This window comes from Hoylesella oralis ATCC 33269, from assembly GCF_000185145.2.
In the GTDB taxonomy this organism is placed as follows: domain Bacteria; phylum Bacteroidota; class Bacteroidia; order Bacteroidales; family Bacteroidaceae; genus Prevotella; species Prevotella phocaeensis.
This window is the reverse complement of the sequence record NZ_GL833119.1, coordinates 74,656-91,559: the sequence shown is the minus strand read 5'-3', so window position 1 is coordinate 91,559 and position 16,904 is coordinate 74,656. Positions and strand designations below refer to the sequence as shown.

At 42.9% G+C, this 16,904-nt stretch carries 13 protein-coding genes and 2 tRNA genes; 10 read left to right on the top strand and 5 right to left on the bottom strand.

Features of this window, described 5'->3' with window-relative positions:
* Positions 1–79 precede the first annotated feature (79 nt).
* The 6 genes from HMPREF0663_RS03150 to HMPREF0663_RS03125 all read left to right on the top strand — a co-directional run bounded on the left by HMPREF0663_RS03150 (position 80) and on the right by HMPREF0663_RS03125 (position 8,075).
* Complete coding sequence (locus HMPREF0663_RS03150) at positions 80–1,507, top strand: peptidylprolyl isomerase (RefSeq protein WP_004368711.1); 1,428 nt, start codon at positions 80–82, stop codon at positions 1,505–1,507.
* A 44-nt stretch (positions 1,508–1,551) separates the two neighbouring features.
* Positions 1,552–2,988, top strand: coding sequence for a peptidylprolyl isomerase (locus HMPREF0663_RS03145; protein WP_004368710.1), 1,437 nt, complete (start codon positions 1,552–1,554; stop codon positions 2,986–2,988).
* On the top strand, positions 2,976–4,670 hold the full coding sequence (locus tag HMPREF0663_RS03140; RefSeq protein ID WP_004368709.1) for an OstA-like protein: 1,695 nt from the start codon (positions 2,976–2,978) through the stop codon (positions 4,668–4,670). The genes HMPREF0663_RS03145 and HMPREF0663_RS03140 overlap by 13 nt, the downstream gene beginning before the upstream one ends.
* The gene (locus tag HMPREF0663_RS03135) at positions 4,667–4,963 is read left to right on the top strand and encodes a hypothetical protein (RefSeq protein WP_004368708.1); all 297 of its coding nucleotides are present in this window, start codon (positions 4,667–4,669) and stop codon (positions 4,961–4,963) included. The genes HMPREF0663_RS03140 and HMPREF0663_RS03135 overlap by 4 nt, the downstream gene beginning before the upstream one ends.
* Complete coding sequence (gene mutL, locus HMPREF0663_RS03130; RefSeq protein WP_004368707.1) at positions 4,960–6,762, top strand: DNA mismatch repair endonuclease MutL; 1,803 nt, start codon at positions 4,960–4,962, stop codon at positions 6,760–6,762. The genes HMPREF0663_RS03135 and mutL overlap by 4 nt, the downstream gene beginning before the upstream one ends.
* Positions 6,763–6,929: 167 nt before the next feature.
* Positions 6,930–8,075: an OmpA family protein gene (locus HMPREF0663_RS03125; protein WP_004368706.1), complete on the top strand. Its 1,146-nt coding sequence runs from the start codon at positions 6,930–6,932 to the stop codon at positions 8,073–8,075.
* A gap of 278 nt (positions 8,076–8,353) precedes the next feature.
* Here HMPREF0663_RS03125 and trpS read toward each other — a convergent pair whose 3' ends face one another.
* On the bottom strand, positions 8,354–9,340 hold the full coding sequence (trpS, locus tag HMPREF0663_RS03120) for a tryptophan--tRNA ligase (RefSeq protein ID WP_004368705.1): 987 nt from the start codon (positions 9,338–9,340) through the stop codon (positions 8,354–8,356).
* 132 nt (positions 9,341–9,472) lie between these two features.
* On the opposite strand from trpS, the gene HMPREF0663_RS03115 reads away from it, so the two are divergent.
* The 4 genes from HMPREF0663_RS03115 to HMPREF0663_RS03100 all read left to right on the top strand — a co-directional run bounded on the left by HMPREF0663_RS03115 (position 9,473) and on the right by HMPREF0663_RS03100 (position 11,688).
* Positions 9,473–9,547: transfer RNA gene (locus HMPREF0663_RS03115), tRNA-Val, on the top strand.
* A gap of 116 nt (positions 9,548–9,663) precedes the next feature.
* Positions 9,664–10,962 carry a phenylacetate--CoA ligase family protein gene (locus HMPREF0663_RS03110; protein WP_004368704.1) on the top strand — a complete coding sequence of 433 codons (1,299 nt, stop codon included), beginning with the start codon at positions 9,664–9,666 and terminating at the stop codon, positions 10,960–10,962.
* A 25-nt stretch (positions 10,963–10,987) separates the two neighbouring features.
* A complete protein-coding gene (locus tag HMPREF0663_RS03105; protein WP_004368703.1) occupies positions 10,988–11,413 on the top strand; it encodes an ACT domain-containing protein in 426 nt (141 codons plus the stop codon).
* Between the two features lie 200 nt (positions 11,414–11,613).
* Positions 11,614–11,688 (top strand) — tRNA-Val (locus HMPREF0663_RS03100).
* Positions 11,689–12,046: 358 nt separating this feature from the next.
* Here HMPREF0663_RS03100 and HMPREF0663_RS03095 read toward each other — a convergent pair.
* The 4 genes from HMPREF0663_RS03095 to HMPREF0663_RS03080 form a co-directional block, all read right to left on the bottom strand.
* Positions 12,047–12,826 carry a glycosyltransferase family 2 protein gene (locus HMPREF0663_RS03095; protein ID WP_004368702.1) on the bottom strand — a complete coding sequence of 260 codons (780 nt, stop codon included), beginning with the start codon at positions 12,824–12,826 and terminating at the stop codon, positions 12,047–12,049.
* Positions 12,823–14,103: a glycosyltransferase family 4 protein gene (locus HMPREF0663_RS03090; protein WP_004368701.1), complete on the bottom strand. Its 1,281-nt coding sequence runs from the start codon at positions 14,101–14,103 to the stop codon at positions 12,823–12,825. Before HMPREF0663_RS03090 ends, HMPREF0663_RS03095 begins: the two co-directional genes overlap by 4 nt.
* 774 nt (positions 14,104–14,877) lie before the next feature.
* The gene (locus tag HMPREF0663_RS03085; protein ID WP_016665343.1) at positions 14,878–15,948 is read right to left on the bottom strand and encodes a carbohydrate-binding protein; all 1,071 of its coding nucleotides are present in this window, start codon (positions 15,946–15,948) and stop codon (positions 14,878–14,880) included.
* A 24-nt stretch (positions 15,949–15,972) separates the two neighbouring features.
* The gene (locus HMPREF0663_RS03080) at positions 15,973–16,890 is read right to left on the bottom strand and encodes a BT_3044 domain-containing protein (protein ID WP_004368699.1); all 918 of its coding nucleotides are present in this window, start codon (positions 16,888–16,890) and stop codon (positions 15,973–15,975) included.
* Positions 16,891–16,904 lie beyond the last annotated feature (14 nt).

The window sequence follows — 16,904 nt, the reverse complement described above, 5'->3', positions numbered from 1 at the left end:
TAACGGTCGAATGAATAGGTGCCGGCATGTTTGTTACTGCTTTCATCTTTTCTTTTCGACGATTGACAATTAAAATGAAATGAAATCTAAGATGCTTTTTGCAGCCATGCTTCTTTTTGCAGGTGTGGTTCACGCACAGGTCGATCCCACGATTATGACTATCGGGGGGCAGCCTGTAACACGCTCGGAGTTTGAATATTCATACAATAAAAACAATGCAGAAGGAGTAATAGACAAGAAAAGTGTGGACGAATATGTAGACCTTTTCGTCAATTACAAGTTGAAGGTGATGGCGGCAGAGGCAGCTCATCTCGATACATTATCGTCGTTCAAACAGGAATTTGCTACTTATAGAGACCAGCAAATTCGCCCTGCAATGATCACAAATGCCGATGTCGAGGCCGAAGCATGGCGTATCTATTCTCAAGCGCAGCACCGTGTAGACAGCATGGGCGGACTTGTAAAACCCGCACATATCCTGATCGGAATACCTCAGAAGGCTTCTCAGGCAGAACAGGATGCAGCCAAACAGCGTGTAGATTCTATCTATAACATACTGAAAAAGGATGGCGATTTCGCCGAGTTGGCCAAGAAATATTCTTCAGATGTAGCTTCTGCGCGTAACGGAGGTGAATTGCCTTGGATAGAGAAGGGCCAGACGTTGAAAGAGTTTGATGAGAAAATATTCTCTATGAAGAAGGGGGAATTGAGCAAACCTTTCCTGACGCCGGCGGGATACCATATCGTAATACTGAAAGATAAGGGTAAATTCTTCCCTTATGACTCGCTGCGTGCAGACATACTGAAGTTTATCGACCAGCGTGGATTGCGCGATGAAATCATTAATCATAGGCTCGATTCGTTGGCTAAAGCGGCAGGAAACGGTAAGAGTCCTGATGATGTATTGGCCGAAAAACGTATAGAGATGGAGTCGAAAGATGCCGGATTGCGAAATCTTATCCGTGAATATCACGACGGATTGTTACTCTACGAGATCAGTAATCGGGAGGTGTGGGACAAGGCAGCCAAGGATGAAGCCGGCATAGAGAGCTATTTTAAGAAGCATAAAAAGAGATATAAATGGGATACACCTCGTTTTAAGGGCATTGCATACTATACCAAGGAGGCTTCGGATATAAAGGCGGTAAAAGAATGCATAAAGAATATCCCCTTCGATAAATGGGCGGAACAGCTTCGGAAGGCTTTCAATAACGACAGTATATTACGGATAAGAGTTGAAAAGGGTGTATTTAAAATAGGTGACAATGCTTTAGTAGACAGAGAGGTGTTCAAGAAAGATACGGTTGTTGCCGAGGTGAAAGGCTATCCCTATACTGCTGTGTACGGTGAAAAGCTAAAAACGCCTAAAGATTACAATGATGTCAGGGGCTTAGTTTTATCCGATTATCAGGAAGAACTTGAGAAGCTATGGCTCGAAAAACTTAGGAAGAAATATCCTGTTGTAATCGTTAAAGAGGTTCTCGCTACCGTTAATAAGCACGAATGACTTGATGATAAAGTTTATAGATTAGAAATCCATAACAAAATAAAATGAAGATCAGAAATAAAATATGTATGGGATTGGCTTGTTTGTCGATATTGGCAAGTGTGTCGGCCAAGGCAAATAAGTTTGGTATACACGGAGAAAATAACGCTAAAGACACTCTGAATACGCAGCCTGTCATCCCAGAAAACAGCACTATAGATGAAGTGATATGGGTGGTAGGAGATGAACCTATATTGAAATCGGATGTGGAAGCCATGCGATTACAGGCAGAAGCAGAAGGAGTAAAGTGGTCGGGTGATCCCGATTATATTATTCCGGAACAGATTGCTGTGCAGAAACTATTCCTGCATCAGGCAGAGATCGATTCTATTGAAGTGTCCGAAACGGAGATTTCTTCCGGCTTGGATCAGCAAATAAACCGTTGGATTCAGATGGCCGGATCGCGTGAGAAATTAGAGGAGTGGCGTAATCAAACTATCGCACAGATGAGACAACAGATGCACGATGAGTACAAGAATACGCAGTTGGTGCAGAAAATGCGACAGGAACTTGTAAAAGACGTGAAGGTTACACCTGCCGATGTGCGGAACTATTTCAGGAACCTTCCGGAAGACAGTATACCCTTTGTGCCCACTGAAGTTGAGGTTGAAATCATAACAAAACAACCGAAGATCACTCAAGAAGAGGTCAATCGTGTGAAGGATGAGTTACGTGGATTTACGGATCGTGTGATGAAAGGCGAGACTACCTTTGCCACCTTGGCAAGACTCTACTCCGAAGATCCGGGCACAGCTCGGCAGGGTGGCGAGCTTGGTTATACCGGTCGTGGAATGCTCGATCCGGCTTTTGCGAGCGTAGCCTTTAACTTGACCGATCCTAAGAAGATATCCAAAATCGTAGAGACCGAGTTTGGATATCACATTATACAGCTGATCGATAAGCGTGGCGATAAGGTGAATGTGCGCCATATCTTGCTGAAACCGGTGGTATCTGCCGAGGAAATAGGGAAAACAAAGGCACGTCTTGATTCGATAGCTGATGATATTCGCGCCGATAAGATGACTTTCGAAGAGGCTGCTACTTTCATTTCAGACGACAAAGATACGAAGAATAATCACGGTTTGATGGCATTCAAGGATATGGAAAACCAAACGCTGACTTCCAAATTCCAGATGAAAGACCTGCCTACAGAGGTTGCCCGTGTGGTCGAGACGATGAAAGTAGGAGACATATCGCCGGCCTTTGAGATGAAAAACGATAAGGGGAAAACCGTTTGTGCTATCGTTAAATTGAAGAATAGAATAGAAGGTCATCGTGCTACTTTGACCGATGATTATCAGGTGATGAAGAATGTAGTCGTAGCAAAGGAACGTGAGAAGCTGCTTCATGATTGGGTTGTAGACAAGATCAAACATACTTACATTCGTATGAAAGACCGTTACAAGAACGGTAAATACGAATATCAAGGATGGGTGAAATGATAAAATTGCACGATATAAACAAGATATTCGGCGGGCATAGAATCTCTGTAAATGCGATTCTATGCCTGTTTGGGCTATGTTTATTGCTGCCCGTGATGGCACAACGTAAGCAACAACGTGCAGTAAAGCAAGACGATAGGGTGTACATGATACACTCGGATGGGTTGAAATACGATATGTTTGGCAATAATCCCGATGCACAGATCGTGAAAGGGCATGTGAGATTTCGGCATCGGGGTGCCTATCTTACTTGCGACAGTGCCTATTTTTATCAGCAATCTAATTCCGTAAAAGCCTTCGGTCATGTATATTTTACACAGGGAGACACGCTGTCTTTAAGATGCGAAAGGGCTTTCTACGACGGACAGCAGCAAATGATGGATGCCCGAGAACACGTGGTATTGAAGCATAGACAGCAGACTTTGTATACCGACAGCCTAAATTATGACCGGTTATATAGCAATGCTTATTTCTTTGAAGGAGGTACATTGGTGGATGGCAAAGACAGGCTGGTATCCGATTGGGGGGAATATAATACGCAAACACGGCAGGCCAAATTCTATTTTAACGTAAGACTACGCAGCGAAAAACGACTTGTAACCACCGATACGCTTTATTATGATACAAGAAAGTCGCAGGCCCATGTCACCGGTCCCTCTAAAATAACGACCGATGACGGAAGCGTTATCGATACGCAAGACGGCTACTTCGACAGCAACAGCGATAAGGCACAGCTCTTCGGGCGGTCGGTATTGACCGATAAAAATAAGACGATAACGGGCGACAGCCTATATTATGACCGGAAAACAGGTGAAAGTCAGGGGTTTGGAAACGTGATCTATACGGATAAAGAAAATAAAAACTCGCTGATAGCCGATATCTTGAAATACAATGAAAAGACCGGTAAGGGCTATGCTACCAAGAATGCATTGGTGAAAGACTATTCGCAAAAGGATACTTTATATATGCATGCAGACACATTGAAACTCTTTACGTTTAATATCAATACGGATTCTGTTTACCGTATGGTGCATGCATATAATAAGGTTCGCGCGTATAGAACAGATGTGCAGGCCGTGTGCGATTCTCTTATTTTCTCTACGAAAGACTCTTGCCTTACGATGTATAAAGATCCTATCGTGTGGAATGATAACAGACAGTTGCTGGGTGAACAAATTAAAGTGTATATGAACGACAGTACTGTACGCGAGGCCCATGTGCTGGGGCAGGCACTTTCGATTGAAAAAGTTGACGAAGAAGATCACTATAACCAGATATCCTCGAAGGTGATGCATGCCTATTTTGTGGACGGAGCCCTACGCTATACCGAGTCTGTAGGCAATGTGAAGGTGATATATTACCCCACAGACGACAAGGATAGTTCGATGATCGGGCTCAATTATACGGAGACAGATACGATGCGAACATACCTTTCGAAAGACAGAAAGTTAGAAAAGGTTTGGGTTCCCAAGCATGTCAGCGTAACATATCCGATGACGCAAATCCCGCCAAACAAATACAAACTCTCCGAATTTGCTTGGTTCGATAACCTTCGTCCGGTAAGTAAAGACGATATATTCGTATGGCGCGGCAAGCGTGAAGAGGACAAGTTGAAGACCATTAAGCGGCATGCTGCTCCGCTACAGCATTTTGGTAATGCACCGGAAGGGGACGGATCATGATGTTCTTCCATAATCGTAAGCCCCGCGGTTTCCATCATAAATTCATTTATGTGGACGAACGGCAGGAACGGCTCCGGCAGATAGAGAAAACGGCAAGGCAGGGACTCGGACTTACGGACGGTGGTGAGGAGAAAGAAAAATATTCTTCATCGCGAACGTTCGGCTCTTTGCGGCGAACAGACCGGGCATGTAATCGGAATAGGGGTATGGGATGTGCCTCGTATATAGCCGTTTTAATTATGATATTCGGGCTATGTATGTTTGCTTATTATATAATGTATAACAAATTATGAGCGATATTATACAACTTTTACCGGACACCGTTGCCAATCAGATTGCAGCCGGTGAGGTGATACAACGTCCTGCAAGTGTGATAAAAGAGCTTGTGGAGAATGCTGTGGATGCCGGTGCACGCAATATTATGGTGCTGGTTGTTGACGCCGGAAAGACATCTGTTCAGGTTATCGATGACGGGAACGGCATGTCGGAGACCGATGCGCGCCTTTCGTTCGAACGGCATGCCACGTCTAAAATTAGGAAAGCTGCCGATTTGTTTGCCCTTCATACGATGGGATTTCGTGGAGAGGCGCTCGCTTCTATTGCCGCCGTGGCGCAGATAGAGTTAAGGACACGTCTGAAAGGTGAAGATATTGGCACCCGTTTATCTATATCCGGTTCGAAGTTTATGGGGCAAGAACCTTGCTCATGTCCGGAGGGTAGCAATTTTATAATAGAGAATTTATTCTTCAATGTACCTGCTCGAAGGAAATTCCTGAAGTCGAATACTACGGAATTGAATAATATCATCACGTCGTTCGAGCGTATTGCATTGGTGTATCCCGATATCTCTTTCGTGCTGAAAAGCAACGGTTCAGAATTGTTTAACCTAAAGGCAGGCGGATTGAGACAACGGATTATCGATGTTTTCGGTAAGCGGTTAAACCAAGACTTGCTGCCGGTAGAGGTGCATACTACCATGTGTAATATACAAGGATTTGTGGGGAAACCGGAGTCTGCAAGAAAGAAAGAACCCCGACAATATTTCTTTGTGAACGGTAGGTATATGAAACATCCCTATTTCAATAAGGCCGTATTGGGAGCTTTCGAGCGTTTGATCCCTGTTGGAGAGCAGGTTCCTTATTTTTTGTATTTCGATCTTCCGCCCGAAGATATTGATGTGAATATACATCCAACTAAGACCGAAATCAAGTTTGAGAACGAACAAGCTATTTGGCAGATATTGTCGGCGGCCGTTAGAGAAGCCGTAGGATTGTTTAACGATGTGCCTTCTATAGATTTTGACATGCAGGGGAGCCCCGATATTCCTGTGTTCGATTCGCATTCGAACGCGGCAGTTCCCAAAGTACAATATAATCCTGCGTATAATCCGTTTGATAAACAGTCGCAGTCTTCGAAAGCAAATTCCGATTGGGAACAGTTGTATGAGGGGCTTGAACAGGGGAACAATCGGCAGATTGATATGTTCGAAACGGACACAGAAAAAGGGACGGAGAGTATTATTACAGATAAGTCGCCCTCACATTATCAATATAAAGGGCGGTATATTATGACGGCCGTGAAATCCGGATTGATGATCATCGACCAGCACAGGGCTCATGTGCGCGTTTTATACGAACAATATTTGTACCGATTACATGATAAAGTAGCGTCTTCGCAGAAGGTGCTGTTTCCCGAAATCGTCAGCTTTTCGCCCTCCGACAATATAATTCTTCAGAAAATTATGCCCGAGATGACGGCGATAGGTTTTGAACTTTCCGATCTCGGAAATGGCGACTATGCCATTAATGCCGTTCCTGCAGGTACCGAAGGAGTGAATATCGTTAATTTAGTTATGGATATGGTAACGTCTATTAAGGATAATGGAACGGGTGTAATCGATGAGATCGATAAGTCTATGGCACTGAGTCTTGCACGCAATGCAGCCATTCCTCAAGGACAGGTATTGAATAATGAAGAGATGGAAAACCTGATTAATAGTCTGTTTGCTTGTTCCAATGCCAATTATAGTCCGGATGGAAAGAATATCCTGTGTATACTTCGCCAACAAGAAATAGAGCACATGCTTGGATAAAAGGTAGGTTAAAAGAGTTAAAAAACGGCGAAATGTGCTTTCTTTTCGTTAAAATAGTCATTTTCTTAGAAAAATGTGATAATATTTAAATATTATTATTAACTTTGCAGGCAAATCGATTATAGTACGAATAAAGATAAATTTTTGATTATTAAATAAAAAAGGTTATGAAAAAGTTATTAATTGTATTGGCATTTGCTGGTGTATCTATGGCTACTATGGCACAAGATGCAGATCCCGTAGAGAAGTACAGTGTTGCCACAAATTCATTCTGGAGTAATTGGTTTATCCAAGTAGGTGGCAATTGGAATGCTTGGTATTCTGCAGAAGAACATGGAATGGATCTGGCAAAGAGTCCGTTTAAAAAGTTCCGTTCTAACCCGGGTGCTGCAATTGCAATCGGTAAATGGTTTACACCGGGCCTTGGTCTTCGTACGAAATTGCAAGGTATTTGGGGTAAAAGTGTTACTGATGATAACAATGCAGGTAACTGCAATAAGTATTGGGTGCTGAATGAACATATCCTGTTCAATGTAAGTAACATGCTTTGCGGTTATAATCCTTCTCGCGTTTGGAACTTCATTCCATTTGTAGGTGGTGGTGTTGGTCGCAGTATGACACATAATCTTTATGCAATGGATTTAAGTGCTGGTATCCTGAATGAATTCCGTGTAAGCCGTCATGTAGCAATTAATCTCGAACTCGGATGGAACAGATTTGAGAATGATATCGATGGTGTTCTCGGTACAAATGGTAGACGTGGTTGGGATTCTCATGACAACAACTTCTATGGTGAGGTTGGTCTGACGTTTAATCTTGGCAAAGCAACTTGGAATAAGGTTCCTGATGTAGATGCTATTAAAGCACTTTCTCAGGCTCAGATTGATGCCCTCAATGCACAGCTTAACGATGCAAATGCAGAAAATGCTCGTCTGAAGGAGCTTCTTGCAAACCAGAAACCGGTAGAACAGCCTGCTGCTGTTAAGGAATTCGTTACAACTCCTGTTTCTGTATTCTTTAACCTTAACAAGACAAACATTGCTTCACAGAAAGACCTTGTAAACGTACAGGCACTTGCTAAGTATGCTAAGCAGAAGAACTCTAAGGTACTTGTAAACGGTTATGCAGATAGCGCAACAGGTAAACCGGCACACAACCAATGGTTGTCTGAGGAGCGTGCAAAGACTGTAGCTAACGAACTTGTTAAGCTTGGTATTAGTCGCGACAATATCACAACAAAGGGTAATGGTGGTGTAGATGAACTTTCACCAATATCATTCAACCGTCGTGCTACTGTTGAAGTTACAGAGTAATATTCGAAATAATTTCCTTAATGATATAAAGGGTATTCCAATACGGGATACCCTTTTTTCGGCTATTTGTTTAAATCATTTTGGATATATTAAATGTTATAGAGATGCAAAACCGTTTATTTATGAAAATAGATTTAGTGATGTATGAATATTCAATATACGAATAGGAGGAAAAACAAATTGTTTTTCCTCCTATTCGTATATTAAGCATAACTTGTATCAAGTAATAACCATTCTGTTATGCTACCATGATAGTTACTTTTTGCAACTTCGTAATATTATGGACGGAAACCGATGATCCGACGTACTTCACGTAGTGTGGCCGTTGCACTTTCACGTGCGACTTCGGCACCTTGTCGAGCAATTCGGTCGAGCAATTCTTTGTCAGCACTGTATTCGAGAATTTTTTCACGTATCGGTGCCACTGTTTTACAAATATCTGCTGCTATTTGCTTTTTCAAATCGCCGTAGCGTAGCGTACAATCGTTCCATTTCTCATTAAAAAAATCGTATGTATCTTGTGTAGAACATATCTTAAGGAAAGTAAATAAATTTTCTATTACTTCCGGTTTAGGACTATTCATAGCCTGCGGACCATTGTCAGTAACCGCTTTCATCACCTTTTTAGTGATTGTTTTATCGTCATCGTGCAGATATATACAATTACCTTCGCTCTTTCCCATCTTACCACTACCATCGAGTCCGGGAACTTTCAATGCCGTAGCATTGAAATAAAAACTTTGAGGTTCCGGAAAAAACTCTACTCCATATATGTTATTGAAGCGGCGAGCACACCGACGTGCCATTTCCATATTCTGCTCCTGATCTTTACCTACAGGTACCTTTTCTGCACGGTGTTGAAGAATATCAGCTGCCATCAGTGTAGGGTAAGTTAGCAATCCGGCGTTTACGTTGTTAGGCTGTTTACGTGCTTTTTCTTTAAATGTAGTTACGCGTTCTAATTCCCCTAAATACATATTCATATTAAGAAATAGGTAAAGTTCGAGCGTCTCTTTTACATCACTCTGTATGTATATAGGTGCTTTTTCAGGATCTATGCCGCATGCTAAGTATTCCGCAAGGATGATACGTGCACTGTTTTGGATATCTTCCGGCTTTGGACGTGTTGTCAAAGAGTGCCAATCGGCTATGAAAAACAAACTTTCGTATTTGTCTTGCATTTCCACAAAGCTCTTTACTGCGCCGAAATAGTTGCCGAGGTGCAAGTTTCCAGTTGGGCGTATTCCGCTAACTACTTTTTCCATATTATAATAATTTGTCTGTTAAATGTATTGCAAAGTTACAAGATTTGGGTGTAATAGAAAAAAAATACACTCAAAAGTTTGGCCGTTTATCCGAAATGCTTTACCTTTGCAAACGCTTACGACAAGTAATAGGGGCGTTTAGCTCAGCTGGTTTAGAGCATCTGCCTTACAAGCAGAGGGTCGGCGGTTCGAATCCGTCAACGCCCACGAGGGGTGTTTCCCTGTAATCTTTCGGGATTGCAGGGATATTTTTTTTCTAAATAGAGGTTGCTCCGACATTATTTATTACTTTTGTAAACGGAACAACTAACTTACTTTAAACTATGATTTGGAATGAGAGTATGGAGTGTATGGAGCGCGGACTGTTGTGCGAGATACAAAGTCGACGGCTGAGAAAGATGGTGGATTATGTATATCATAATACGCCGTTTTATCGGAAGAAGTTTCAAGAAATAGACCTTAATCCCGATGATATCTGCGATATTAATGATATCGTGAAACTTCCGTTTACAAATAAATTAGATTTACGCGACCATTATCCGTTCGGTTTTGCGGCTGTTCCTATGAGCCAGATTGTGCGTATTCATGCTTCTTCGGGTACAACCGGAAAGCCCGTAGTTGTTCTTTACACCCGTCGCGATTTAGCAACGTGGACAGAAGCCATATCACGTGCTTTTACTGCTTTTGGCGCCGATAAGAACGATATCTTCCAAATAGCCTATGGCTATGGTATGTTTACTGGAGGTTTAGGGGCTCATGACGGGGCCACAAATATCGGTGCGAGCGTTATTCCCATGTCTTCCGGTAATACACAGAAGCAAATAACGCTTATGCACGATTTCGGTGCCACAGCCCTTTGTTGTACCCCTTCTTATGCTTTGTTCTTGGGCGAAACCTTGAAAGAGTCCGGTTTTCCCAAAAACGAATTTAAGTTACGTATCGGCGCTTTCGGTGCTGAACCGTGGACAGAGGATATGCGTTCCAAGCTTGAAAAGACATTGGGCATCAAAGCTTATGATATCTATGGACTTAGTGAGATTGCCGGACCGGGAGTAGGATATGAGTGCGAATGCCAACATGGCACTCATTTGAACGAAGATTATTATTACCCGGAAGTAGTGAACCCCAAAACCGGCGAACAATTATCCGAGGGAAAGATAGGCGAGTTATGCTTCACACATCTGACAAAAGAAGGAATGCCGTTACTTAGATATCGTACGCACGACCTTACGGCCCTGCATTACGACCGATGTTCCTGCGGACGTACGTTCGTTCGAATGGACAGAATACTCGGACGTTGCGATGATATGCTTATTATACGTGGTGTCAACGTATTTCCTACACAGATAGAAACGGTTATTTTGAGTCTGAAAGAATTCGAACCTCATTATTTGCTTACCGTAAATAGGGAGAATAACACCGATACCGCGGAGCTGAAAGTAGAGGTGAAAGATGAGTATTTCAGTGATGAAATGTCTTTAATGGTCGGATTGCAGAAGAGGCTTGTAAACGAATTGCGCAGCGTTATCGGACTCGGTTTTAACGTAAAACTGGTGGAGCCCAAGAGTATAGAACGCAGTACAGGCAAGTCGAAGAGAGTCATCGATAACCGAAAATTATAGAATAACCTCATAATATTATAACAATATGCTTGCAAAACAGTTATCAGTATTTTTAGAGAATAAGTCGGGAAGACTGACCGAAGTAACCGATATTTTAGGCAAGGCAAAGGTCAATCTTAGTGCCATGAGCATTGCCGATAACAGCGATTTCGGCATTCTCCGTTGTATTGTATCCGATCCGGATAAGGCTTATGCAGAACTCAAACGCGCCGGATTTGCCGTCAAGATTACCGATGTTATTGGCTTTTCATGTCCCAATACGCCCGGTGCCTTGGCCTTGGTAATGAAGTATCTGTCTGATAATGGCGTGTTTATCGAATATATGTATTCCTTTGCCAATGGCGATTCTGCAAATATCGTTATCCGACCTACCGATTTAAAAAGTTGCGAGAAAATACTCGAAGATAAAAAAGTAGACCTCATAGCTGCCAGCGATCTTTACAAATTGTAGTCTGAATGTAGATGATGGGCAGTATTGTTTGCATGTCTACGAAAAGCATGTAAATTCGGTCGCTGCAGCGAAAATACAATAAATGTCTGTGAATTATGTAAGAAAACAAATTCTTAAAATAATGAAAAAAGCGGTGTCTATGTTTGGTCGTCTCATTGAAAAGGTATACCTTTGCACTCGCTTTTTAGGCATAGATATATGGGCGTTTAGCTCAGCTGGTTTAGAGCATCTGCCTTACAAGCAGAGGGTCGGCGGTTCGAATCCGTCAACGCCCACCGCAAGGTTTCATATCTCATGAGAGATATGAAACCTTTTTTGATGTGCGGAGGCATTCTTTTGCTCTGTTACAAGGATAGGGCAAGGATGAAAGATGAAAGATGAATAATAAGTGTGAATCTTTTCCTCTCCCTACGGAGGAGGGGAGTAGGGACGAGTGATGACTGATTCATGATGATTGTTAAATTGTTGTATTATAGACGTTTAGCTTGTATAAAACCTCTCAAATGATATTGCTTTTACGATGTATGTATAAGTAAACAGGCGAGCTAAGCTCTTATGATACGGTTAGATTATCCTTCTGTCTGGCATGAATAACTCTTGTAGGCGTTTTTATTTTGCTCATGTAGAAAGAAATCACCTGCGAACAATCCCTCTGACAATGAACCATACATGCATTATTACGGCCGTAAAACAACCGTAATGACGGCACATAAGGCGGAAACGTTCCTGCAACGAAGCCCGATGATTTTGCACAGTCATGCCTCCATCAAGGTAGTTAACTGCCACCATCTGTACGTTTTTCAAAACAAGATGCCTCTGTTCGGCCTCTTTCATAATACGAATACACCAATCGACATCGGCAGAATAACGGTAAGAAAGGTTGTAATGTATTGCTTTAGCAAGATCTGTACGCGCATAAAACGCTTGGTGACACACCAACATACCTTGTCTGAACGACCGCCAAGAGAGCTGTCCGACAGGCGGATGGAGGCGCCGATGACGTAGAAATCGCCCCGACTCGTCCACGATATCCGTATCGCCGTAGAGCACTCCGGGCAATGCCTCGGCATCGCCCACGCAGCCCGCAATCATTTCGAGCGTACTGCACGAAGGGAATACATCGCCGGCATTAAGAAATACGATATAGCCGCCCGTAGCCCTGTCTATGCCCTTATTCATCGCATCATACAGCCCCTTGTCGGGTTCCGATATCACAATAACACTGTGAAGTGCACCATCCGCATCCGATTTTTCCTTATATTCCGTCACCTTAACCATCGTTTCATCTTTGGAAACCCCATCAATAATAAGATGCTCTACATGGGGATACGTTTGCTCGAACACACTTGTAAGCGTGCGCTCTACCATTCCGGCAGCATTATACGTACAGGTTACAACCGAAAAACTGATCATATATGATAACGTTTAAACGCCATAGCCTGATTATATACCTCTATATATTTCAGCGCAACGCTGTGTTGCGAATAGGCAGAGTTTACTTTTTGTACAGCTTTTCGGCACAACAAAGCGTAATCCGTCTTATCGCCGAGTACCCAATGAATGCCCTTCATCAGGTCTTCCGAGTCTTTGGAACGGGCCACATAGCCATTGGTTTCATGGTCGATCATCTCGGGTATGCCACCTACATCGAACCCCACACACGGCACACCGCACGCCATGGCCTCCATAATCGTATTGGGAAGATTGTCTTCAAGCGACGGCAATACGAACACATCGGCAGAGTTATACACGCTGACAATCTTCTTTTCGTCATTCACATAGCCCAACGGATAGACGGGCAATGCCAGTTTACCGGCAATATCTTCGGCATGTCCGCCCAGAACAGCCACAATCAACCGCTCTTTTATGGCAGGATAAACCACAACGAGCCGCTCTATCGCCTCGATAAAATAGGCCATTCCTTTGCGTTCATCTGTTACCCGTTGCGACACAAAGAGGATAATACGCCTGCCATCGACCGGAAGTCTTGCCGACAAACGCGCCTCCTGTTTGTCTAAAGGATGATAAATATTCGTATCGATAGGATTGGGAATGCTCGTTACATGCATTCCTTGGAGCAATCTGCTCTGCTTGGCTTGCTGCTCCAACCACCGGCTGCAGGCCACAAAATGTATGTTACTGTTGCGGTAGACGGCTGCCTTGCGCCTCCACACCCGTTTTGAAAGGTCGTTATTAGAACCTCCTCCGGGCAATAAACGGCAACGATGGCACTCTGTTTTGAACGAAGAACACATACGGGCATAATGACAAATTGCCGTGGCCGGCCATAGATCGTGCATTGTCCATACCACAGCCTTGCCTTTGGCAATAATCTTATGGATATCGTTCAGCGAAAGCATGCCCTGATTAATCCATTCCAAATGAATTACATCCGCCTCCTTGAACTCGGGCAAAGTGGTAATATTGGTGCCCGTATTGGCAATATCGACTTCGAAAAGATGCTTACGTGAGAAATGCAAGTGGCAGAAAATACACCATCTTTCCCACAGAAAATGCCATTCTTGCAGCAACGAATGGCGCAACCCCACCACTGTAATATGATCAGATTCCTTGTCTCTCACCAGCATTTTGGCTTTTACGCCGTTATTATTGAGTGCATTCATGAGTCTGCCCGAGGCAACAGCGGCCCCGCCTGTCCTTTCGCTCGTATTTACAATCAGTATCCGCATAAATTATATTTATCGGGGTAAAGTTACATCAATTCGGTGAGCTGTCAAAATTTACACCTCCTATTTTTAACCGACAAAAGCAAGACGGATGACGAATAAACGGAACTCGAATGGCATACATACCCGAAATTGCAGTAAATCGACTGCTCTGCAAACAGCATGCGGCCGACACACCAAAAACCTTTGCCACATGCGATAGATACGGGGGATAAAGATTACAAATTTAAACAGCGCTTGTATTAAGCGCAGATATTCCATTTATAAGAAATAGACATAAGATTTATGCAATACAAACAGTATATATAGCGGATATCCGCTATGCATCATTGTCGGACGGTATCTCCATCTACCGGATCCAGAAATACTGCATATCGGTTGTGTACGCACACAAAAATATTGATATAAGTCAAAAAAGAGGCGGAAAACGGATGTTTTTGCACGATTTGTTTGCGGACACAGCAAAAACGTTATACCTTTGCATCGTCAAAAGGTTAATAGATTGTTTAGGTTAGTAGTAATAGATTTAGGTTTTTAGTTATTAGTTTAAGGTAATTTTTTAAACAGATTGTTTAACAGGTAACAATGGAGACCGTGAGGTTTTCATTTACTTTGAAAAAGAATTTTTAGTTAAACATAGATTTTACGTCACAGCTCGAAGATGAGTTGTGACGTATCTTTTTGTATACAGACATAAGAAAACAAAACGAAACAACGCCCCGCCATATATGATACAATGTATCGGCGGGATGCTCGTTTCGTTCTGTCCAGACAAGTTTATTCAGCAAATGTAAACTTCATATACTGCAGGTTGTAGGCCGCTTTGTCCATACAAACCTTCAGTTTATGGCGTCCTTTGGTCATTTCTATATCGCACGACACTTTATATTGGAAGTCTCCCCACCCGCCGGTAGCAGGAATACTGAGAGTACCCGTTGCATCTGCGCCGTCGAGTTCGAAATGCATCTGTCCTCCATTGCCCGATACTTTTACATCCATCGTATAAATACCGGCGTCTTTTACGTCGAGCGTATAAACTAGCCATTCTCCGTCAGCTGTCCATCCGATATTTCGGGTACCCTCCACATCTACATCTTTAGAGTTGTTATCGCCATAACTCGTGCGGTAGTTGCCGCCTCCTTCATCGCCGGCACTCGTATCGTGCCAAGCTACATCCTTGCCACCGAAATCGAAGTCGATAAAAGGAAGTTCGATAACTGCATCTTTCGAAAGCACATGAGGGCCGCGGAACGGGTTGGTAGAAGATACATAAACGCTTACATCTTTAACAATCGTACCTCTGCGATAATGTATTTTGGCAGTGCCTTCCTTAACTCCAATCACGGTGCCATCGGCATATACGCGAGCTATCGACTCGTCGTCCGACCACCATGCATAGTCTGTTACGGCTACATCATTGGCATTTCCGGGCACCATAGAGGCTTCTACCTTCTTTGACTGGCCCGGCAACAGCTCTACAACATAATCGCCAAACAACGTGCTTGCCGTAAGAGTGATATCCGTGAGAGCATACTTTTCGGTTACTTTCACGGCTATTGTGAAAGTTGCATTGCCCCGTTTCACGGTGATATTGGTATTACCTGCTCCGATAGCGGTAACAACTCCGTTCTCTACAGAAGCTACATCAGTATCCGATACTGTCCACTCGGCTGTACTGCCACTCGTAGGACTCAGCAGAAGCGTATCTTTCTGTCCCACAAATAGGGTTAATGAACTTTTATTGACATATATTTCGTTGGTTACTTCCGTTCTGTCATAGCTGTCGCAAGAAGAGAAAATTGCCAGTGCGGAAATGGAAAATACGATGATTTTACCTATATATTTCATTGTTTTGATCATTTTAATTTACAATTAATCTGCTATCACTTGCGCACGTAATTCCTCTTTTATTTCATACCAATTATTGCCGGATTTGTACTTATAGTGCAAAAGAAAGTTGTGATACGTATAATAATCGGTCTTTTCAAGGAAGTACTTGTTAGGATAATCGGTATCTCCGTCGAGCTGTTCTATCATAATATCCTTATACGGACGAATGGTTACCTTGCCGTCATCGGCTATATCGAGACAGATAGCAAACAAATCAAGATTAGATACTTTGCTGTCGAAAGCCTCGTTGCCGGCCATGGTTCTTACAGTTTTTGCCGTTATCGGATACAACGCCTTGGTACCGGGAACGGAGATAGGCGTAGTGCTGCCGTTCTCATAACGTAAACCTGACATTGTATATGAGGTTCCATTGGTTGTGCCTGTCGCCCATGTGTTTTTTATCTGCACTTGGTATAACAGGTAATTTCTCGAAGCATTAACTTCGTAGTTATCATAGCTGTCTATCTTCAATGGCAGATAATATACGCTGTCAGGCGACAGTCCTTCCGGATGCACGGTGAAAGGAATTACTCCATTTACCTCACCTGCTTTGATTACACATGTGAGTGTGGAGAGCTCGTAGTTTGCTGCAGGCAGCATCTTTGCATATTTGTCTACAGAATACTCGTACTGACTAAGATTGTATTGGCTCAATATATCGGGCGCCTTAACGATCTTTACCGTAACATCTTCATCTGTTGGATTAGAACCACCCATTGATAATGAGATATAACCCGTACGAAGTGTATCCGAGAGATTGAACATCTTTTGGGATACATGGTCGGTATTGCAGATGAAAGAGAATACATGTTTATACTGTTCTTTCTCAAAGACTTCGTTGTCATTGCATCCGCTTAATAACAGAAGTCCGGCAAATATCATAATATATTTTGCTTTCATATATTCCTATTTTT

Bases quoted from the DNA above. Each gene is read 5' to 3' on its own strand.
- HMPREF0663_RS03150 (WP_004368711.1), top strand. From the start codon at position 80: ATGAAATCTAAGATGCTTTTTGCAGCCATGCTTCTTTTTGCAGGTGTG.
- HMPREF0663_RS03145 (WP_004368710.1), top strand. From the start codon at position 1,552: ATGAAGATCAGAAATAAAATATGTATGGGATTGGCTTGTTTGTCGATA.
- HMPREF0663_RS03140 (WP_004368709.1), top strand. From the start codon at position 2,976: ATGGGTGAAATGATAAAATTGCACGATATAAACAAGATATTCGGCGGG.
- HMPREF0663_RS03135 (WP_004368708.1), top strand. From the start codon at position 4,667: ATGATGTTCTTCCATAATCGTAAGCCCCGCGGTTTCCATCATAAATTC.
- mutL (WP_004368707.1), top strand. From the start codon at position 4,960: ATGAGCGATATTATACAACTTTTACCGGACACCGTTGCCAATCAGATT.
- HMPREF0663_RS03125 (WP_004368706.1), top strand. From the start codon at position 6,930: ATGAAAAAGTTATTAATTGTATTGGCATTTGCTGGTGTATCTATGGCT.
- trpS (WP_004368705.1), bottom strand. From the start codon at position 9,340: ATGGAAAAAGTAGTTAGCGGAATACGCCCAACTGGAAACTTGCACCTC.
- HMPREF0663_RS03110 (WP_004368704.1), top strand. From the start codon at position 9,664: ATGATTTGGAATGAGAGTATGGAGTGTATGGAGCGCGGACTGTTGTGC.
- HMPREF0663_RS03105 (WP_004368703.1), top strand. From the start codon at position 10,988: ATGCTTGCAAAACAGTTATCAGTATTTTTAGAGAATAAGTCGGGAAGA.
- HMPREF0663_RS03095 (WP_004368702.1), bottom strand. From the start codon at position 12,826: ATGATCAGTTTTTCGGTTGTAACCTGTACGTATAATGCTGCCGGAATG.
- HMPREF0663_RS03090 (WP_004368701.1), bottom strand. From the start codon at position 14,103: ATGCGGATACTGATTGTAAATACGAGCGAAAGGACAGGCGGGGCCGCT.
- HMPREF0663_RS03085 (WP_016665343.1), bottom strand. From the start codon at position 15,948: ATGAAATATATAGGTAAAATCATCGTATTTTCCATTTCCGCACTGGCA.
- HMPREF0663_RS03080 (WP_004368699.1), bottom strand. From the start codon at position 16,890: ATGAAAGCAAAATATATTATGATATTTGCCGGACTTCTGTTATTAAGC.